At 65.4% G+C, this 19,597-nt stretch carries 19 protein-coding genes; 8 read left to right on the top strand and 11 right to left on the bottom strand.

Translation table 11 applies throughout. The annotated features are described in order from the left end of the window. Positions 1–32 precede the first annotated feature (32 nt). Positions 33–1,496 carry an NAD(P)/FAD-dependent oxidoreductase gene (locus JLZ96_RS16140; protein WP_201010577.1) on the top strand — a complete coding sequence of 488 codons (1,464 nt, stop codon included), beginning with the start codon at positions 33–35 and terminating at the stop codon, positions 1,494–1,496. Here JLZ96_RS16140 and JLZ96_RS16135 read toward each other — a convergent pair. Next, positions 1,468–2,079, bottom strand: a complete 612-nt coding sequence (locus JLZ96_RS16135) for a CDP-alcohol phosphatidyltransferase family protein (RefSeq protein ID WP_201010576.1) — start codon at positions 2,077–2,079, stop codon at positions 1,468–1,470. The two genes, JLZ96_RS16140 and JLZ96_RS16135, sit on opposite strands and share 29 nt — an antisense overlap. Further along, entirely contained in the window at positions 2,076–2,744 is a 669-nt protein-coding gene (locus tag JLZ96_RS16130) for a TVP38/TMEM64 family protein (protein ID WP_236254023.1), read from the bottom strand. Before JLZ96_RS16130 ends, JLZ96_RS16135 begins: the two co-directional genes overlap by 4 nt. Positions 2,745–2,887: 143 nt before the next feature. Between JLZ96_RS16130 and JLZ96_RS16125 the strand changes: the two genes are divergently transcribed. The 4 genes from JLZ96_RS16125 to JLZ96_RS16110 are packed head-to-tail and all read left to right on the top strand — an operon-like array spanning position 2,888 to position 6,754. Next, positions 2,888–4,123 carry an ABC transporter substrate-binding protein gene (locus JLZ96_RS16125; RefSeq protein WP_201010575.1) on the top strand — a complete coding sequence of 412 codons (1,236 nt, stop codon included), beginning with the start codon at positions 2,888–2,890 and terminating at the stop codon, positions 4,121–4,123. Then, positions 4,120–4,959 carry an ABC transporter permease gene (locus JLZ96_RS16120; protein ID WP_201010574.1) on the top strand — a complete coding sequence of 280 codons (840 nt, stop codon included), beginning with the start codon at positions 4,120–4,122 and terminating at the stop codon, positions 4,957–4,959. The genes JLZ96_RS16125 and JLZ96_RS16120 overlap by 4 nt, the downstream gene beginning before the upstream one ends. Beyond that, on the top strand, positions 4,956–5,729 hold the full coding sequence (locus JLZ96_RS16115; RefSeq protein WP_201010573.1) for an ABC transporter permease: 774 nt from the start codon (positions 4,956–4,958) through the stop codon (positions 5,727–5,729). The genes JLZ96_RS16120 and JLZ96_RS16115 overlap by 4 nt, the downstream gene beginning before the upstream one ends. Beyond that, entirely contained in the window at positions 5,726–6,754 is a 1,029-nt protein-coding gene (locus JLZ96_RS16110; protein ID WP_201010572.1) for an ABC transporter ATP-binding protein, read from the top strand. The genes JLZ96_RS16115 and JLZ96_RS16110 overlap by 4 nt, the downstream gene beginning before the upstream one ends. 226 nt (positions 6,755–6,980) lie before the next feature. Here JLZ96_RS16110 and JLZ96_RS16105 read toward each other — a convergent pair whose 3' ends face one another. From JLZ96_RS16105 to JLZ96_RS16090, 4 genes are read right to left on the bottom strand one after another with little or no spacing between them, the layout of a single operon-like run. After that, the gene (locus JLZ96_RS16105) at positions 6,981–8,216 is read right to left on the bottom strand and encodes an MFS transporter (protein WP_051364905.1); all 1,236 of its coding nucleotides are present in this window, start codon (positions 8,214–8,216) and stop codon (positions 6,981–6,983) included. Further along, positions 8,213–9,196 carry an ABC transporter substrate-binding protein gene (locus tag JLZ96_RS16100; RefSeq protein WP_027494581.1) on the bottom strand — a complete coding sequence of 328 codons (984 nt, stop codon included), beginning with the start codon at positions 9,194–9,196 and terminating at the stop codon, positions 8,213–8,215. Before JLZ96_RS16100 ends, JLZ96_RS16105 begins: the two co-directional genes overlap by 4 nt. Further along, positions 9,193–10,035: an ABC transporter ATP-binding protein gene (locus JLZ96_RS16095; protein WP_201010571.1), complete on the bottom strand. Its 843-nt coding sequence runs from the start codon at positions 10,033–10,035 to the stop codon at positions 9,193–9,195. The genes JLZ96_RS16100 and JLZ96_RS16095 overlap by 4 nt, the downstream gene beginning before the upstream one ends. Next, the gene (locus JLZ96_RS16090; protein WP_081371253.1) at positions 10,032–11,114 is read right to left on the bottom strand and encodes an iron ABC transporter permease; all 1,083 of its coding nucleotides are present in this window, start codon (positions 11,112–11,114) and stop codon (positions 10,032–10,034) included. The genes JLZ96_RS16095 and JLZ96_RS16090 overlap by 4 nt, the downstream gene beginning before the upstream one ends. Before the next feature lie 113 nt (positions 11,115–11,227). Here JLZ96_RS16090 and JLZ96_RS16085 point away from each other — a divergent pair, with 113 nt between their 5' ends. After that, complete coding sequence (locus JLZ96_RS16085) at positions 11,228–11,971, top strand: SagB family peptide dehydrogenase (protein ID WP_201010570.1); 744 nt, start codon at positions 11,228–11,230, stop codon at positions 11,969–11,971. Between the two features lie 9 nt (positions 11,972–11,980). On the opposite strand, the gene JLZ96_RS16080 is transcribed toward JLZ96_RS16085, so the two are convergent. From JLZ96_RS16080 to JLZ96_RS16060, 5 genes are all read right to left on the bottom strand, one after another. Next, positions 11,981–13,360 (bottom strand): YcaO-like family protein, encoded by a 1,380-nt coding sequence (locus JLZ96_RS16080; RefSeq protein ID WP_236254022.1) that lies wholly within the window; start codon positions 13,358–13,360, stop codon positions 11,981–11,983. A 13-nt stretch (positions 13,361–13,373) separates the two neighbouring features. Beyond that, the gene (locus JLZ96_RS16075) at positions 13,374–14,741 is read right to left on the bottom strand and encodes a YcaO-like family protein (RefSeq protein ID WP_201010569.1); all 1,368 of its coding nucleotides are present in this window, start codon (positions 14,739–14,741) and stop codon (positions 13,374–13,376) included. Next, on the bottom strand, positions 14,738–16,288 hold the full coding sequence (locus tag JLZ96_RS16070; protein ID WP_201010568.1) for a CocE/NonD family hydrolase: 1,551 nt from the start codon (positions 16,286–16,288) through the stop codon (positions 14,738–14,740). The genes JLZ96_RS16075 and JLZ96_RS16070 overlap by 4 nt, the downstream gene beginning before the upstream one ends. Beyond that, positions 16,285–17,109, bottom strand: a complete 825-nt coding sequence (locus JLZ96_RS16065) for a hypothetical protein (RefSeq protein ID WP_201010567.1) — start codon at positions 17,107–17,109, stop codon at positions 16,285–16,287. The genes JLZ96_RS16070 and JLZ96_RS16065 overlap by 4 nt, the downstream gene beginning before the upstream one ends. Before the next feature lie 77 nt (positions 17,110–17,186). After that, positions 17,187–17,450 carry a streptamidine-related RiPP repeat protein gene (locus tag JLZ96_RS16060; protein WP_268963055.1) on the bottom strand — a complete coding sequence of 88 codons (264 nt, stop codon included), beginning with the start codon at positions 17,448–17,450 and terminating at the stop codon, positions 17,187–17,189. Positions 17,451–17,733: 283 nt separating this feature from the next. Between JLZ96_RS16060 and gluQRS the strand changes: the two genes are divergently transcribed. Together gluQRS and JLZ96_RS16050 are read left to right on the top strand one after the other, a co-directional pair. Continuing rightward, positions 17,734–18,594 carry a tRNA glutamyl-Q(34) synthetase GluQRS gene (gluQRS, locus tag JLZ96_RS16055; protein ID WP_201010566.1) on the top strand — a complete coding sequence of 287 codons (861 nt, stop codon included), beginning with the start codon at positions 17,734–17,736 and terminating at the stop codon, positions 18,592–18,594. Positions 18,595–18,700: 106 nt separating this feature from the next. Then, on the top strand, positions 18,701–19,561 hold the full coding sequence (locus tag JLZ96_RS16050) for a hypothetical protein (protein WP_201010565.1): 861 nt from the start codon (positions 18,701–18,703) through the stop codon (positions 19,559–19,561). Positions 19,562–19,597: the final 36 nt, after the last annotated feature.

The following is a 19,597-nucleotide window of genomic DNA, read 5'->3' as shown; positions in this document are numbered from 1 at the left end:
CGGGTCTCTCCAAGGCGGGCATAGTGGGAGGTATGGGAATTCGTCGTTCGTCTTCGAGTGTGCCCGAGAGCCGCGCCGACGTGGTCGTGGTGGGCGGCGGTACCGCCGGCATCGTGGCAGCGAAGACCGCGGCCGGCTTCGGCGTTCGCGTCGTGTTGATCGAACGGGACCGCACCGGCGGCGACTGCCTCTGGACCGGATGCGTGCCGTCGAAGGCTCTGCTCGCGGCGGCCTCGGTGGCACAGACGGTTCGATCCGCGTCCCGGTTCGGCATCGACACCCAGCCACCGCGCGTGGATTTTGCACGCGTGATGCAGCACGTGCACGGGTCGATCGCCGAGATCGCGCCGATCGATTCACCGGAGGCACTCACTGCGGCCGGGGTCGACGTTATCAGCGGTAACGCCGTGTTCACCGGTCCGAACACGGTGAATGTTGGCACGCGGATGCTGCATTTCGGTCAGGCGATCGTGACCACCGGCGCGCATCCCACAGTGCCGGCGATCGACGGCATCGAGCACGTGGACTACCTGACCAGCGACACCCTGTGGGATCTGAAGGACTTACCGCAGCGACTGCTGATCGTCGGTGCCGGGTCGGTGGGTTGCGAAATGGCGCAGGCGTTTTCGCGCCTCGGTTCGGACGTGACTCTGGTCGGACGGTCAGCGACGATCCTTCCCCGCGAGCACCCTGAGGCCTCGTCGATACTGACGCAGGCCCTGACCGACGAGGGCGTGCAGGTCCTGACCTCCACCGCCGTCGTGCGCATCGACGACGGTTCGGCCACCACCGAAACGGGCGTCGAGATCGCTTTCGATCGGGTGCTCGTCGCCACCGGGCGGACCCCACGAACCGCTTCGCTCGGGTTGGACAGGGCCGGTGTGGAAGTGGACGACGACGGATTCGTGCGGGTCGACGAGCATCTGCGGACCATCAACCCACGCATCTGGGCAGCCGGAGATCTCACCGGCCATCCGCAGTTCACCCACACCGCCGGTGTGCACGGCAGCCTGGCCGCGAGCAACGCGGCGCTCGGCCTGAACCGAAAGGTGAGTACGACGGGGATGCCGCGGGTGACGTTCACCGATCCCGAGATCGCTTCGGCCGGAATCGATGTGCGGACTGCGCGGCAGCGTGGACTTCGATTGCAGACGCTCGATCACCATCACGTCGATCGAGCCGTCACCGAGGGCAGAACTACCGGATCGACGACCCTCGTTCTCGACGCGAAGCGTCGGATCGTGGGAGCGTGTGTGGTGGGACCGCGAGCGGGCGAGACTATCGGGGAGCTGATCATCGCCATCGAGCAGGGTTTGCGTACCCGCGACCTCGCCGGGGCCACGCACCCGTATCCGACGTACAACGACGGGCCGTGGAATGCGGCGATCGCAGATGTGAAGGCGCAGTTGGGTTCTCCCGTTGTTTCCCGAGTAACGGCCACACTGGCGAAGGCGCGCGGCGCGTGGATCAGGAAAGCGCGCGATACCCGGCGATGATCCGTTGGGTGGAGCTCACGGCGACCACCGCCGCCCAGACCACCGCGATCTGCCACGAGATGCCGGGCAACAGTAGCCAGAGACTGTGCACCGCTATCGTTTCCGCACCCTCGGCCAGGCCCCCGAGGAACGACAGCGAGCGGCCGTCGTCGATGGTGCGACCGGTGCGTTCGGCAATCGAGGAGAACGCAAGAAACGCGGTCCCGTTGATGTAGTACGCCAACAGCACCAGCAGGAACGGCCACCAGGGGGCGTCGTACGCGGCCGAGGCGCCGACCGCGACGCCCACCACCGTCGTTCCGTAGACCACGAAATCGGCGGTAATGTCGAAGAATCCGCCGGCACCGCCCGTAGTGGAACGCCTACGCGCGAGAGGCCCGTCCAGACCGTCGGCGATTCTGGAGACGATCCACAACACCAACGCGAGCCACCAGAATTGCAGGCCTGCGGCCAGTGCACTACCCAGGCCGAGCACGAGTCCCACGGCGGTGATCCGGTCCGGGGTGATTGCGGGGCGGTCGAGCGCGCGGGCGCACCGGTCGAGCGGGCCTTCGAGGTGGCGGCGCAGAAAGCTGTCGATCATTCGGCTGCACCGGTGAGTCCCAGGCGGCGTGCCAACAGGGCCGAACCGGCCGCGATAGCCAGCACCGCGAGCAGTGCGATGGCGAACGGCCACGACAGCGGCGACGTTCCGTACGCACCGAGCGCGGTGTAGGCGACGGTCGCGGGCACGATCCCGATCATGGTGCCCACCACGTAGTCACGTTGCCCCACCGCGCTGACTCCGGCCGCGTAGTTGACCAAGGAGAACGGCAGCGGCACCAGTCGCACGAGCAACACCGACAGCAATCCGCGTCGCCCGAGCATGGCGTCGAGCCGGCGCAGCCTGTCCCATTCGGTGCGGGCCACCTGGCCGCGGCCCAGCGCCCGCGCTCCCCAGTACCCGAGATATGCCCCCATCGTGGCGGCGAACACCACGACGGTTGCGCCCACCGCCAATCCGAACAGCAGTCCCGACGCGATGGTCAACGTGCTGGCGGGGAATGGGGTGGCCGACAGGACGGCATAGAGCACGACGAACAACGCGATGCCCCACGGCCCGGCCGACGCCACGCGATCGCGGATGAACGACGGATCGGGAAGATCGACGGTGCTCAGCACGATCACCACAGCGATGACGATCACGGCAGCCACGAGCAATTTCAGGGTCGTGCCGCGGCGACTACGCGTCGGGCGGTCCTGCGTCACGGTGTGTGCCTCTCGTCCGGCGGTCAGGATCCATTGTGCACACGACCGGTCTGCCCGCGTGTTCAGCGGTTGTCGCATTCGACCGATTACGGTGGTGAGGGCAGCGTCGACGACGGCTGTTTCGGTTGATCTGGAGGCCCCCGGTGATTCGTTCAGTACGGTGCGCAGTAGCGATTGCGGCGAGCGCAGGGCTGCTGCTTACCTCCTGTGCTGCGCCATCATCGGAGGCTCCGCGCGCCGACGACCTGTCCTGGAGCGAGATCCAGGAGCAGGCGCAAGGACAGACCGTCTCTCTGTGGATGTACGGCGGCGACGAGCAGGGCAACGCCTACGTCGACGACGTGCTCACCCCCGCGGCCGCCGAAGAAGGCGTCACGCTGCGCCGAGTGCCGGTGGAATCGACAACCGATGCCGTCAATCGCATCCTGTCCGAGCGGCAGGCCGGGGTCACCGACGGCGAGGTGGACCTGGTGTGGGTCAACGGCGCGAACTTCGGCACCGGTAAGCAGGCCGGCGCGTGGCTGTGCGGGTGGACGCAGAATCTACCGAACATGGAATTCACCGATCCCGAGGATCCGCTGTTACTCGACGACTTCGGCACTTCGGTCGAGAACTGCGAATCACCCTGGCACAAGGCGCAATTCACGTTGGTCTACAACGCGGCTGCCATCCCCGATCCGCCGACGACATTCGACGGCGTGCTCGACTGGGCGCGGGCGAACCCGGGCCGCTTCACCTACCCTGCTCCCCCGGACTTCACCGGCTCGGTGTTCGTGCGTGAGGCGTTGATCAACGCCTCCGGCGGTGTCGACGAGGTTCCCGCACAGTTCGATCAGGACTCCTACGACCGACTCGCCCCGGCATTGTTCGATCAGTTGAACGAGCTCGCCCCGGCACTGTGGCGCGAAGGAACCACGTATCCGCAGTCCTCCTCCGAGCTCGACGCCCTCTACGCCGGTGGCCAGGTCGACATGACCATGACGTACGGCCCCGCGACCCTCCCGAAACTCGTCGCCGACGGCACCTTCCCGCCGGAGACCCGCGTCCTGACTCTCGACGAGGGAACCGTCGGGAATGCGAGTTTCCTTGCCATTCCGTCGACGTCGGGGAAGTCGGCCGCGGCGCAGGTGGTTGCCAATCTCGCGTTGTCGCCCGAGCAACAACTTGCAAAGGCGACGCCGGACGTGTGGGGCCAGTTCACTGCGTTGGACATCGCGCGGTTGACCCCGGAGGAGCGGGCGCAGTTCGAGCAGCTCCCGTCCTCGCCGGTGGTTCCTTCGTACGAGGTGATCTCGGCGAACGCACACCCGGAGCTGTCCGCCGAGTGGGTCACCCCGCTCGACGAGGGATGGCGTCGAAGCGTACTCGCCGGTCAGTGAGCCCGTCCACGAGGAGCTTTCGCGGCACAGCGGCGGTCCTCCCCGCCGTCGTCTTGGTCGTGCTGGTCGTCGGCGGCGGTCTCGGAACCGTGGTGCTGCAGAGCCTGGGTCTGATGCCGTTGGTCGGAACCCCCGAACTATCGGTCGACGCGTACTCCGCTCTGGGCGGTGACCTATGGCGCTCGGTGGTGCTGACGCTGTCGATTGCCATCGTCTCGACGGCATTGGCCACGGTGATCGGGCTTGCCGCGGCACTGACGGCGTTGTCGGGTGGACGCGCCGCGTTGGTCGCTGCGGGGTTGACCGTCACGGTTCCGCACCTGATCGGGGCGGCGGCGATGGCATTGCTGCTGGCAGATTCAGGGATGCTGCCTCGTATTCTCGGTATGACCGACGGTAGCTGGCCGGAGTTGGTCGGTGGGAAGTGGTGGTTCGCCGTCGTCGCCGAATACGCCTGGAAGGAATCGGCTTTCGTAGCCGTCGTCGTGGCCGGGACGCTCGCCACCCGAGTAGCGGCATTCGACGAGACGGCCGCGACCTTGGGTGCCGGCCGGTGGGCTCGGCTCCGTTTGGTCACGCTGCCGTTGGCTCGGCCCGCACTGATCGCGTCGGCGGCCATCGCGTTCGCCTACACCGTCGGCTCGTACGAGGTGGCCCGGCTTCTGGGCCGACCGTATCCGGAGCCGTTGTCGGTGATGGCAATTCGCCTGTTCACGTCGATCGATCTTCAGACGCGTCCGCAGGCAGCCGCTGCCGCGACGATCGCTACCGCTCTCACGGTGGTCGTAGCCGCAGTGGCGCTGCACTTTCTGCGCAGATCGGCAGCGTGGAAATGAACAAGGTTGCTCCCACTGTCGGCAGGTCCATTCCGGTCCTGTGGTTCCTGCTGCCGCTGATTCCGGTTGTCTTGTGGGCCATCAGCAACCGCTGGTCGTTTCCCGGTTCGGTTCCGCAGGAATGGGGATTCGACGGCGTCCGCAGCGCCCTCGATGCCGGGGGCGGCGATGCGTTCGTGCGCTCGACCCTGCTCGCTCTCGCTGTCGCCGCCATCGCAACACCATTGGGTGCGTTGGCCGCTCGCGCCCTGGTGAACGGGACTGTGCGCTTTCCCGCTTTTGTGGCCGGAGTTCTCTTCGCGCCGCTGGCCCTGCCCCCGTTCGCTGTGGCATTGGGGCTCGATGTCCTGGTGCTGCGCTCGCGCATTCCGAGCACGGTCGCGGTGATCGCTCTGCTGACCGTCGCGGCGATCCCATACACGACGTATCTGATGCGAGTGGCGTTCGGCGCGTACGACATCGGCTACGAGGAAGAAGCTCGGACTCTCGGTGCGTCGAGTGCCATGGTGCTGCGGCGGATTCGCATTCCCCTACTGGCTCCGGCGTTGGCGGGGGCTGCGTTGCTCGCGTTCCTCGTGGCGTGGAGCGACTACGTGATCACCTTGTTGATCGGTGGAGGCAGACTGGTCACCGTGCCGATTCTCGTCGCCTCGTTCGCTGCCGGGACCGGTAATGATTCGGTGGTGGCTGCGCTGTCGGTCGCCGCCGTCGTACCGCCGTTGTTACTGGTGCTCATGCTCGCCCGGCTGCGTCGTAGGAGTGCACGATGAGCGTCGAACTGTCCGTTCACGGACTCACGAAAGTCCATGCCGGTCAATCGGTTGCGGCTCTGGATTTGTTGGATCTCACAGTGCCACCGGGTTCGTGCACAGCGATTCTCGGGCCGTCGGGCTCGGGCAAGAGCACTGCACTGCGGCTCATTGCCGGCCTCGATTCACCCACTGCCGGCACGGTGCGCATCGACGGGCGCGAGGTGAACGGCGTTGCGGCCGAGAACCGCGGCGTCGGGATGGTGTTCCAGCGTCCGATGTTGTTCCCGCACATATCGGTACTCGACAACATCGGTTTCGCCTACCGCGCTGCCGGGGAGAGTCGCAAGCGTTCGCGCGAGCGGGCCCGGGAGTACCTCGACCTGGTGCACCTCGGTGACATCGGTGATCGTGCGGTGTCCGAGGTGTCGGGCGGGCAGGCCCAGCGGGTGGCGTTGGCGCGTTCACTCGCCGGATCCCCGCGAGTGTTGTTGCTGGACGAGCCCTTCAGTGCGCTCGACCCGGTGTTGCGCACCGAAATGCACGACCTGGTGCGCGAATTGCGTTCGACGTTGGATCAGACTCTGCTGCTCGTCACCCATGATCAGCAGGAAGCGGCGGTGCTGGCCGATTCGGTCGCAGTACTCATCGACGGCCGACTGGAACATCACTCCGATATCGCGACGGCCTACACGCGTCCGAGCACGCTCGCAGTGTCGCGACTGATGGGTGGGATGAACGAAATCGAGGGGCAGTGGGACGGGGTTGGGGTGCATCGCTCCGAGCTCGGGGAGCTGGAGGTCGAAGGAGTTTCTTTGCCGGCTGGGCGTGCCGTGCTACTGCTTCGACATGAGTTGATCACATTGAATGACAACGGGATTCGTGGGGTTGTTTCTGCCTCGAGGCCTACCGGATTTCGCAGCATCGCCGATGTGACGGTGGGATCGACAGTGCTGAAGGTGGAGCTGGCGGCGGGATCTGCTGTGCGGGTCGGGGACGCCGTGGGATTGCAGATTCCGGGTGGGGCGAGGTTTGTCACGGGTTGAGGTCGAAGATGTGGCTGTTCGCAGTTCTCGCACTCCGGAGCCGGCCGAAGTCCCCATACCGCTGAGATGGTCGGCAGATCGGGCGTACCGGTCGCCGTAAGGTGAAATAGCTACCCCTTGTGGTGTTCGATCCGACGTGTCGCAGGCCGGGTCTTCGAACTCGGTCGTCAGGGCTCGCGATCGAGGTCTGACCGTTCTCACAGCCGTCTTTCTGCCTGTCCGGTCCTCAACGGCTGTTCGAGTGGAGTTGTGAGCTGACGGCTCGTAGCGAGGACAGGTACGCGAACAGGGCGTTGGCCGCAATGACGCCGACTGCCAGCGACAGCGTTGCGGGCAGGCCGATCGGACCCACGAGGGCTCCGGCGAGGCCGGCACCGATGGGTTGTCCGCCCCACGCCAGCATTCGGGCCGTGGTGTTGACGCGGCCCTGAAGTTCGTCCGGGGTCACCAGGTGGCGGACGGTGATGCCGTTGATGATCACCGTCGATGCTGCTGCTTGGAAGACGACCAACGCGCACACTCCCAGCACCGGTTCGGTGGCCAGAATCCACACGCTGATCGCGCCTGCTTGTGCGAGCAAACCGGCGATGGCGATCGTCCCAGCTGTGAACTTTCGGGACAGGCGCGGTAGTAATGCTGTCGAGATCAGGGTTCCAACGCCGAGGGCTGCGAAGAACAGACCCAACTCGCCGCCGCCCTCGTCGACACCATACCGCTCGACGGCGGTGACGACGAGGAGGCCGGTCATGATGCCGCCGGCCACACTGTTGCCGGTCCCAATCAGGGTGAGCAGGCGGACAAGTGGGTGACCGTAGACGAAGCGCACCCCGTTGCCGATATCGCGCCACAAGTGGGGTTGTTCCGTCCGCGGCGCGGATGTGGGTTCACGTACCCACAGAAGCAGGATCGCGGTCACTGCGAACGTGGCCGCGTTGAGGGCCAGCGCGGCGAACGGCGAGGATGCGGCAATAAGCACACCACCCAGTGCGGGCCCGGCCATAGTGATGACCGTTGCCATCGCAGTTTGTCGCCCGACCGCGTCGGCCAGTCGAGCGCGTGGCACCAGTGAGGGCAGCAAACCGAAGCCGGCGGCGTCGAAGAACACCATAGCGGCGGCGCTGACGAACGCTGCAACGAACACGTGTGCCGTCGACAGAGTCGCCATCCAATACGCAGCCGGTATGGATGCCGTTGCAGCGCATGCGGCGAGCGCGGTGACGACCATCGTCGGGCGACGCCGCCAGCGGTCGGCAACGGCACCGGCGAACAGCCCGAACAGCAGGTACGGTGCCGATTCGACAGCGGTGAGAAGCGCAGTGGCCGCGGCACTTCCGGTGGTGCGGTAGATGACGAGCGGGAAGGCGACCAACGCGACGGCGGTTCCGAACCATGCGACGGTGCGCGCGAGCACCATCAGCCGGAACGCGGCCCCCAGCGACGTCCGAGCGGTCGTCGAGCTCACTTGCCGAACACGTTGTCCGCGGTGTTCTCGATGGCGTCGACGATGCGGACTCCGGCAGCCTGGAAGTCGGCTTCGTTCTGCGGGTACACCCGGGAGTTCCGCACCGCTGGTGAGTTCGCGAGCAGAGCCGATATATCTGTCACGGCGGCCGCGGCGGCCGCTTCCGATCCGGCGTACTGCACCAGGACGACGTCGGGTGCAGCGCTCAAGGCTGCTTCGGGAGTGATTTCGGCAAAATTGCCGTCGATGTCGGCGAATTCGTTGGTCATGCCGAGTGCGTCGACCACTGCGCTGTAGTAAGACCCACTCAAGGCGTAGAGCTTGCCGTCGAAGCTTTGGACAACTGCTGCCGACAGCGGCGCACTGTCGGTGTTCTTCGCTCGCGCTGCGGTGACGCGATCGCGCAGCGAGGTCACGACCTCTGCGGCTTTGTCCGGGACGCCGTAGATGGTGCCGAGGTTGTCCACGTCGGTGTAGACCGCGTCGATTGTCGTGGGCGCGAGCGTGTTCTGGCAGTATTCGCCGAGGACGTAAAGGTTGCCGCCTGCAGTGGTCAGGTCATCGGAGCTCGCCGATCCTTGGCCGCCGAGTTGCCCTTGGTCGTTGGACAGGAACAGATCCGGTGAGGCCCCGATAAGGAATTCGCGTGAGGGTGCATAGTCGTCGGTGTTGGAGGTCAGGCCCGAGAATCGGTCGAGTCCGTCGAATGCGTAACTGCCGTTGGTGTATCCGATCGCGCTGTCGGCGACGCCGAGTGCATCGAGCGTGGCGATGACTCCCGGAGCTCCGAGGAGTACCCGCTCGGGTGGGGCGTCGTAGGTGTAGTCGACGCCGCAGCTGGCCACGGTCACCGGGTATGCCGAGGTGCCGCTGTCGGTCTCGGTGCCTGCGGCAGTGGGTTCGGCCTGTCCGCTCGCGCAGGCGGACAATAGGAGAATGGTTGCGGCGGCGCAAGTTCCGGTTCGTACGGCGATCTTCATGGTTGGCTACTTTCGGTGCGGGTGTCGAAATTGGGTTGAGTAGCGGTGCAGCTCGCGGTGGATGGGCGGTGCGAGGTGGCGGGTCCGAAATGGACGCACGGTCGGCCGGTGATCGGGTTGACGGCGATGACCGAATCGACGCCGTAGACCTCGCGAAGCATGTCCGTTGTCAAGACGTCGGTGGGAGTTCCGTGGGCGACGAGGGCACCGGATTTCATGACGAACAGGCTGTCGCAGTAGGCGGCAGCGAGGTCGATGTCGTGTAGTGCGACGACAACGGTGGCTTCGGTTGCGGTGAGCAGTTCGAGGAGGTCGAGCTGCGCCGAGATGTCGAGGTGATTGGTGGGTTCGTCGAGGATCAGTATCGGAGCTTGTTGCGCGAGGGCCCGAGCTACGAAGACGCGTTGCCGCTCGCCGCCGGACAGGGTCGAGATCTGACGGTCGACGAGGTGCGCGATCCCGGCGGCCATCACGGCGGCGTCCACTGCGGCGACATCGACCGCGCCGAAGCGTCGCAGACCGGTGTTGTGCGGGATGCGTCCGAGTTCGATGATCTCCCGTGCGGTGAACTCGAATTCCGGTGAATCATCCTGCAGGACAACCGCAGTCCTGGTCGCCGATTCACGAGCGCTGAGGCGGCGAAGGTCGTCCTCGCCCAGCACGATCGTTCCACCTGAGGGTATGAGGGCCCGGTAGAGCGTGCGTAGCAGCGTCGACTTTCCGCTGCCGTTCGGTCCGAGAAGTCCTACAATCGAGCCTGATTCGGCGTGTATTACGCCGTCGGTGAGAATCTTGGTGCCGTCGATGGCGACGGCGACGCCCTGTGCGTCGAGTTTCATCGAGCCCTCGCCGTCCGCCCGGAGGAGACCAGCAGGTACAGGAAGAACGGAGCGCCGATGGCCGAGGTGACCACCCCGATCGGAAGTTCGGCGGGGGCGCGGAGCACGCGGGCGGCGATGTCCGAGAGCGGTAGGAAGCATGCGCCGAGCAGTGTTGCGGTGACGACGACGCGGCGGTGATCGGCACCGACGAGCAGTCGCGCTATGTGCGGGATGACCAGGCCGACGAACCCGATACCGCCTACTTCGGCAACGATGACGCCTGTCAGGACCGACACCACCACCATCAGCGTCATTTGGAATCGCGCGACGTCGATGCCGAGGGAGTAGCCGAGGTCGGTGCCGGAAGCCAGGGCGTTCAGACGGGCACTGTTCCACATCAGCCACGTCGTGGCCGCCGCAATGACGATCGCGGGAAGCAGCAGGCTCGCCCACGATGCTCCGGCGATCGAACCGAGACTCCAGAACAGCACGCGCTGAGATTGATTGGGAGTGGCGATGGTTTGAAAGAAGAACGTGAACGAGGAGACGAGGTACCCGACGGCGACCCCTGCCAGCACGAGCCGGGTCGGTGGCCATTGCCCTCCGCGGCGGGCGAGGACGAACACCAGCGCGAACGCCAGGAGGCCGCCGATGAAGGCAGCCGCGGACAGCGATACGCCGCCGAGTACCCCGGCGCCGAAGACGATGACGATAACTGCGCCCAGGCTCGCGCCCGGCACGATCCCGATCAGGTAGGGGTCGCCCAACGGGTTACGCACAACGACTTGGATGACCACGCCCGCTATCGCCAGACCCGCGCCGACGACGATGGCGAGAATTGTGCGCGGGACGCGGACCTGCCAGACGATCTGATCGTTGACCGGTGTCGAGGTGTGCGTGCCCGCCATGCCGAGGTGTTGGGCGACCGAACCCCAGATGTCTCCGAGTCCGATGGTGACAGCGCCGATGCTGACCGACGCCACCGCGATGACCACGATGGCGAAGCCCGAGATCGCCAGCAACACGCGAAAGCGTTGGGGCGAGGCGAAGGGCGGTGCGCCCGTGCTGCGCACCGCAGTGGCCGGCGATCGTTTCATCAGGTCTACATCCCGACAGCTAGTTGTTAATGACAATCAGTGTCGATACAGTAGCGAACACAGTGCGGAGACGACACCTCGGGCTGTGCGTACTGGTGAAGGAGCCGACCCTGATGCACACGGAGATCGCCTCTCTCAGGGAGATTCACGATCGGCTCAACGGCGCAGTCGATCCTGCGCCGACTCAGAGACCCATGAATCGAAACGGTGCCTGGATTCACCTCCCGAAGCCACGCACACTCGACTCGCCGTTCACAGCGCTGGTCCACGCCCGGCGTTCGCGGTACGACTTCGACCCGAGTGGCGAACTGAGGGTGGATTCGGTCGGAACCCTGCTCGGTACTGCGCTCGGACTCGGACGCCGGATCGAGGCCTACGGCGACCGCGAATACCCGCTGAGCGTGGCACCGACCGCAGGCGGCCTCCGCACCCGCGACACGTTCCTGTTCGCAACCCGCATCGCCGGCATCCGGCCGGGAATCTACCGATACGACATGGCCGATCACTCTTTGCAGCTCGTGTCCGCGGTGGACCCTGCCGTTGCACTGGCCGAGCTGTACGCCCAGAGCGAGTTCGCGGCGTTGCCGGCGGCGAGCCTCGCTCTGACTGCAAGGCTGGATGTCGCGCTGGCCAAATACCCACCGCGCCACTACCGCACGGTGCACGTCGATGCCGGCATCGGGGTCCAGAATCTGTATTTGACCGCCACAGCGATGGGCATGGCGTGCTGCGCAGTCTCGGGTTTTTCCGATCCGGCGGCGGAATCGGTGCTCGGACTCGATGCTGCGGCGATAGTGACGATGCTGGTGGCTGTTGGGCCGCCGCGCATCACCGGGCTGGAAGAATCGTCGGTGTAGGAGTTGGTCTCAGTGTGGGAGGGGCGTAGTCGGCAGCGTGGTGCCCGCGGCGGCTGCGGCGGCGACAGCAGCAGGCATACGGCTCCCGCCGAGGAACGGAAGGCCGATCGGCGAGCTCGAATACAGCCCGGTGGCAACGACCCGAACTACGTGTAGTCCGGCCGCTCTCACGTCCGCGGTGGTGACATCGACTTCGACGACACGGTGCCCAGCGCTGTTCAAGACCTTGACCAATGCCGCGATTCGGTCGGTTGTCGGTGCGGCGTCGGCCGTGTCGAGGTCCGACAGGTCGACCGAACCGAGTGTGGCGGCGGCAAGTTCACGACGGAACTGTTCTTGCACTTCGGGATCGAGGTGTATCTGGAGGTGGCAGACGTAGTCGACCAGATCGCGCCGATCGCTTCGATAGGACATTCCGTAGGCGCGGTCCTCGCGCCAGGGTTTGAGCGGGCTGGTCGGTGACTGCGCTGCCTGCATATAAGCCGAGGTCGGGTCGTCGTATTCGGAGACGAACAGTTGGAGTTGCAGGGCTTCGGCGTATGCCTTTTCCGCAGCGCGCACCGCGTCTGTTCCCACACCCATCCCGAGCGTCAGAAATTCCGTCGAGCGGTCGTGCACCAAAGACCCGAGTACCGGAATGCCGAATTCGGTGGTGAACGAATAGAAACGAGTGTCGAGTCGCCCCTGTGGCCCCCTCGCGAACTGGCGTAGCCACGTCGGTACGGACACTTCGTGAACGCCTTGTCCGCCGTACCAGGACAGTGTCATCGCATCACGTTCGAGTATTTCGCATAGTGCGCCCCAGCAGGCGAATTCACTGCTGGGGCCCGCGGCGAGACCTGCCTGGACGATCGGGTTCGTCAGCGGGCGGTCCTCGTCCACCGGGCGTGTGCGCGATCCGAAGTACGAGGGCCACACCAGTGACGCCGGCACCCACACCGAGCTCCCGGTCGAGAGGTCGGTGCCGTCGATCCATTCGACGTCGAGGCTTCCGGTGAACTCGGATGCAGGGAAGCGCGGTGCCGCATGCTGTTCGGCGGAGTACAGGCACACCGTGGCGGGGTCGAGAGCGTCGACACCCTCGGCGGTCAGAGAGAGGTAGCTGCCGCGGCGGAGGCCGTCCGGAACGAGGTTGCCGCAGTACCGTTCGACGCCTTCGCCGATTGCTGCGCCCAGCACGCGGTCCGGGGAGCCGAAGCCGTAGCCGGCTCCGGAATTGTCCGCCGGCCAGTCGCTGAATCGGCTGATGTCGCTGATACGGGAGTGGGTCAGGGCGAAGGAGGAGGGAAAGTGCTCGGGAATGCAGCGGGGGTCCAGTCGGGTGAGAACTCCGAACCGGGGGTCGACCAACGCGTCGTACATGTCTTCCTTCTCGTTGCAGTCGGTCACAGGGCAAGCAATACTAGGCAAGCGGTAGGGGGACTCTGACCAGGTCAGAGCTGTTGCGCGGGTGCACGTTCCACCCGAGAGCGGTGGGTACCTCGAGTAGACGCGGCGACCCGTGGAGCGGGAATGCCGGCGGGCCGTTGCCGACCAGTTGGGGTGTCAGCACTCGAACCACCGTCAGACCGGATTGCGCGATGTCGTCGGTGGTGAGATCGACGACGACCGCGTCGATGCCGTGGCGTGCGAGCGCAGCGAGGTAGGTTTCCCGCACCGAGCCCGTGACCGCGGGGATCTCGTCCATCGCGACCCGGTCGCGAGGTTCGAGGCGAAGGAGCGCGGTGCCGGCCTGCATGCGCCGGTCCTGGTAGAGCTGTGCGACGGCGGGTAGGTCGACCAGGTTGCGGAAGTTCTTTCCGGCCGCGTCGAGGTAGTTGCGATCCGCGCGGTACGGAAGGAAGACGTGGTCTGGCATCGCGCCGGTACGGACGGACTGCCAGGTCTCACTGTCCGGGTCGGCGAGTTGACGGGAGAGTTGCATCGATCCCAGCGCTTCGACGAGCGCTTTCGTCGCAGCGGCATGCGGGGTGGCGCGGCAGGCGCTGCCGAAGGCGACGAGTTCGCGGGCACGGTCGCGGACCAGTGCCCCGACGACGGGCACACCGAATTGCGACGGGATGTGAATCAAAGTCACGTCGAGGTCGAATCCTTCGGCGGGGCAGCCCATCTGGCCTATGACCCGTCCCCCGTCGTCGAGTCGGTGAGCGTCGGTACCGCTGGCCCACCAGATCGTTGTGGCATCGCGCTCGAGCAGCTCCTCGATGGCGGATTGCTCGGCCCGCTGCCGGCTCGTACCGGTGGCGATACCGGAGTACATCAACGAGTGCAGCGGCGGCTCCGACGTGCGGGAGCCACGAATGTAGTTGAGATAGACCGATCCTGCCGGGGCTCGTACGGCCCGGCCGTCGTGCATGTCAACGCCTTCGACCCATTCGACAGGGGTATCGGCCGTGAACGGTACGAACGGGAAACCACGGCTTGCGTATTGCTCGGGTGAGTACAACGCGAAGGTGCCGGGATCGAGCGCGTCGATTCCGCGGGCGCGCAGTTCGCGGTAGCTCGCACGGTCGAGATGCGGGGGAACAGCATTGCCGCAATACCGTTCGACGGCTTCCCCTATCGCGGCACCACGTGCCGCTCCGTGATCTCCGAACGAGGCACCGAAGCCGATCGGGTCGGCGACCCAGTCGACGACCCGATCCATGCATGCGACATGGGCGCGGTAGCCCACCCACGCACTGGGCAGCTCGACATCTCGTTCGAGCGGACCCACACCGGTGAGGACGCCGAGCCGGGATCCATGAAGGCTCGATCCGTGAACGCTCATTGCTTTTCCTGTCGGATAGGGAGACGCACGAAGGTACGGGTGGCACCGACATGCACTGTTTGCGTTGCCTTTTCGATTGTCGTGCCGATGTAGCGGTTGCCGCTGTTCAAGTTCCGCGTGAGGGCGGGGAAGTCGCTGCCGGTGATGTGCAGGATCAGCTCCGACCCGCGTTCGAGATGTACAGCCGTGCGAGAGAGAGGAACGCGCACGGCGTCGGCGCTGGCACCGGTCACCGCGACGGCGTAGCCGATTTGGTGCAGCGAACCGCCGGCGCTGCGGTGGAGCAGCCGCACGACCCAGTCGGCTTCCGGTGCTGTGGTCGATGCGGTCAGGTGTGCTTCTGGGATGCCGTCGATGTGCAGGTCGGCTGCCAGCGGGCCGGTCGTGAAGTCGACGAAGTCACTGCGGACGACAGCACTGCGGTCGTGGTGGGCGGGGATGGTGGGGTACGGGTCGTCGGGGTTGTACTCGAAAGACAGTGCGGCTGAGCCGGACTGGGGCGCGGGTTCGAGCCGGCGACGGTCGTGTGCGTACAGCAGGATCGACGATTCCGGTTCTGCGCGTGTCTCGTTGTCGATCCACGTATCGACCCCCCGGTGAAAGATCGACACGGACGCCGATCTGGATTCGGCGGCGCGGTGCCCGAGGACCGAATGCAGCCACTGCACGCATATCTTCCCCCACTCGATCGACGCGACCGGGCCGTGGCGGCCGGTCGGATCGACGAACAGCTCGTGGGTCCACGGCCCGATCATCAGCCGCCGGGCCGGGCGCGGTTCGACGTTGGAACCGACAAGGTCGAAATGGGCGACCGACGTCTCGGTCACCAGGTCGTACCACCCTCCGACGTGAAACGAAGGCACCGTCAATTCGGCCAGTTCGTTGTCGGTGATGCGTTGATCGTCGAGATGGTCCGGGCCTCGATCGAGTACCCCGCCCCACGTCGGGAGGTGCACCCCGGTGGTGTCGGGTAGCTGGGTGACCGGAAGTGCGAGATACGACGCGAGGCCGGGTAGAGCGTTGCCCGGCATGTCCGTCCGGCTCAACCGGGCGTCGCCGTGCTGCAACCACCACCCCAGGTGCTCGTACAGGCGCAGAATGCCGGACGGGTCGAATTTGGTGCGAGCGAGTTCCATCGAGGGACACAGGCTCACCACCGCCCGGACCGCGATCGGGCGTTCTACGGCCATCGCCCATGCGGTGTAGGCGGAGTAAGAGCCGCCGTATGCGACGACGCCGCCGTTCGACCATGGTTGACCGCATACGAAGTCGACCAGTGCTGCGCCGTCGTCTCGTTCCGAGCGGTAGGGGGTGAAGGTTCCGTCGGAGTCGTACCGTCCGCGTACGTCGGCGACGATGTAGGCGAAGCCGTTGCGCGCCCAGCCGAGGCCCTCGGAGCGGTGGTGCGATCGTCCGTACATCGTGCGTGTGATGACAGCGGTGACCGGGAAAAATCCTGGCTCAGGAAGGTAGATGTCTGCGACGCAACACGTTCCGTCGCCGTTCGACACGCGCAGGTTGTGCTGCGAGCGTGGATTGTTCGTCACAGCGTAGCGGTGCCGCGCCGAAACGGGATGGGCAGAACGGGATGATGAACGATGTGCGCCGATGCCGGGTCGACGTCGAGTTGCACCGAGCCGATCGCAGTGTCGCCCGTTGCGAGGTATGCGCGCACCTCGGCGGCGATGACACCGGCGACGACGGCGATACCGCTGCGGTGGGGCCACCGAACGGGAGGCAGGATCGAGTGGGGATCGTCGAGGTAGCGCCAATGATCGAGGAGTTGGTCGGCGACACCGGACGCGGCGAGACGGCGACCCCGGACGTCGTGGTAGTCGGCATTGTTCGATGCCGGTGACCACAGCGGACCGATGAAGAACCGTTCGCCTTCGGCGTGGCAGCGGTGCCATGCCGTTCGGTGGGCAGTGCACCAGTTCTGCAGTTGCGACCAGCGGGCGTCGGGCAGCCATGTAGCGCAGCTGACCACGACGTCCGCCGTCGACACCGAGCCCTCGTCTGCAATCCCCACCGTCACATCGCCGCAGTCCTCGAGCAGAGAAGCCACCGCCTCGGCGATCGGTGTGTCTCCGTCGACGAGAACAGACGACGCCGTCGATACAGATGAAGCTGTCGACTCCTCCGCAAGAATGCCACGCTCATCCAGTAGTGCGATGAGCTGCCGAGTCAGGTCGGCATCGTCGCCGAGCGAGTCGATATCGATTTCCCTCCCCATGTGAGCCGACTCCTGCACGAGTTTCACCACATGAGGTGGCCCGCTGAGGCGGACGAAGCGATCTCCCGGTCTCGAGCACAACCAGGTGCCGTCGACAGCCGGATACAGATGATGTCCGGCGGCAATACTTGGCATGACAAGCTCCGTCAGAGTGGGCCCGCGATCACAGGCGTGAGTAGTTCGGTGTCAGTTCAGTTGTCCACGAACGTGTGTCAGTCCTCGAAGGCGAACGGATTGTGCACGATCGAATTGGTGGTCGGGCTCTGCGGGGCGCTCTGCGCAGCCGACGACTCGATCTCCTCGAAGGCGAACGGATTGTGCACGATCGAGTTCGTGGTCGGACCCTGCAGTGCGCTCGTCGTGGGAGCGCCGGCGATATCGGTTGCGGTGAAGTTGGACATTACGCATACCTTCTTCCATTGTTGAACATGATTGTCGTTGTCGATCGACTTACGCATCATCCGACGCTCGGTCACGGTTGTCAAGGTTGCGACACTGCATACGTGTACCGCTACGTGATCCGGGGCAGACAAAAAGCAACCGGCACAATACAATCGGTCGACGCCGAAGGCGACGCCCTACCCGAACCAAGGCCACCGAAAGAAGCGCGGATCCGGCAGGACGCGACAATGGGTCCAACCCAGCCGACCTGGGCCCGTCAGCCACTGCCGCCCCGCACCTACCGAAGTCTTCGCGGCCGATACTCCGATACCGCAATCGGTCGGTGAGTTATGAACACCCTGAAACTAAGCTGTTCCCATGCCCGCCGGACGCTTCGCTCCCAGTCCCTCCGGCGATCTCCATCTCGGCAATCTCCGCACAGGACTGCTGGCCTGGCTCTTCGCCCGCTCCACCGAACGGCGTTTCGTGATGCGCGTCGAAGACCTCGATCGCGTGAAAGCCGGCTCAGAGCAACGTCAACTCGACGACCTCGCGGCAATCGGCATCGACTGGGACGGGCCGATCATGCGGCAATCCGAGCGTCGGGAAATCTACGACGCCACGATTCGCACGCTCACCGCCGCCGGGCTGACGTACGAATGCTTCTGCACGCGTCGGGAAATCCTGCAGGCCGCGTCGGCTCCGCATGCACCCGACGGCGCATACCCGGGGACCTGCAGAAATCTGACCGCTGACGAGAAAGCAGCCAAAGACCGACCACCTGCCATCCGATTGCGCTCGCAGACAACCGAATTCACCGTCGTCGATCAGCTGCACGGTCTCTTCCGAGGCCAGGTGGACGACTTCGTCCTGCGTCGATCCGACGGTGTACCCGCCTACAACCTCGCCGTCGTCGTCGATGATGGCGCGCAAGGCGTCGACCAGATCGTGCGCGGCGACGACCTGCTCACGTCCGCGCCGCGGCAGGGCTACCTCGCTCAACTCTTGGGCCTGACCCCCGCGACGTACGTCCACGTCCCCCTCGCACTGAACGTCGAGGGTAAGCGCCTTGCCAAGCGCGACGGTGCCGTCACACTGCGCGAACGACCCGATGCGTGGACGCTCATCACAGCATCCCTCGGCATGCCGGACTTGAAGAACGCCGAGGAACTGCTCGAGCGGTGGAAGCCGAGGCTGGTGCCGCGCGAACCGTGGGTGTTCGACCCCTCGAATGCCTGAACGCCCTGACAAAATCGAGATCACGTCGCAACGCGACAGAACCCAACTGCGCACGAATCGGACGTACAGTGACCGCGACAAACTTATCCCGAGGGAGAAGGACACCATGACCTCAGGCGGCTACGACCCCGACAAGGATCCACAGAACCCCGGTGGTTATCCCCCGCCGCAGGGCGGCGGCTACCCACCACCCGGCAACTACCCACCACCCGCGCAGGGCAACTATCCGCCGCCCGGGAATTACCCGCCACCTCCCGGCGATTACCCCCAGCAAGGCGGCTACCCGCCACCCGGCGGCTACCCACCTCCCCCGCAGGGCAACTACCCGCCGCCTCCGTCGTTCGGTAACTCACCGATGCAGACGCAGCTATCCGTGGGAACGGCCATCGGCTACGGATTCGAGAAGTTCAAGCAGAACGCACTCGTCTGGGTCGGCATCGTCCTGATCGCCGCGGTCATCCAGGTCGTACTGAACTACGTGTTGAGCTCCAACAACATCGTCTTCAGCTTGATCTTCAGCGTCATCATCGGTGTCGTCTCACTCCTGATCCAGGCGGCACTCGTTCGCGGCGCGCTGCACGAGGTGGACGGGGTCAAGCCCGCGTTCGGGTCCTTCTTCCAGTTCGGCAATGTTGCCGCCGTCATCATCGCCGGCATCCTCGTCGGCATTGCAACCAGCATCGGCTTCGTCCTGCTGATCATCCCCGGCATCGTCATCACGTTCTTCACGTGGTGGACCTTCCAGTTCGTCATCGACCGCGGCGACGAGCCGATTCCCGCTATCAAGGCCAGCGCTCAGGCGATTGCCTCGAACGGTGGGACCCTTTTCGTGCTCGCACTCGCCCTGGTCGGCATCAACATCGTCGGCGGTCTCCTCCTCGGCATCGGCCTGCTGGCGAGCATTCCGATCACGATCATCGCCGGTACCTACGCCTACCGCGTCACGGTGCGTGGCAACGTCGCCTGACCTGTAATCCGCCTCGATGGGCGCGAATCCCCCACC

The sequence above is a fragment of the Rhodococcus sp. NKCM2511 genome (genome assembly GCF_014905595.1).
GTDB classification, from domain to species: domain Bacteria; phylum Actinomycetota; class Actinomycetes; order Mycobacteriales; family Mycobacteriaceae; genus Rhodococcoides; species Rhodococcoides fascians.
The sequence above is the reverse complement of the archived record's forward strand: the minus strand, read 5'-3'. Positions and strand labels throughout refer to the sequence as shown.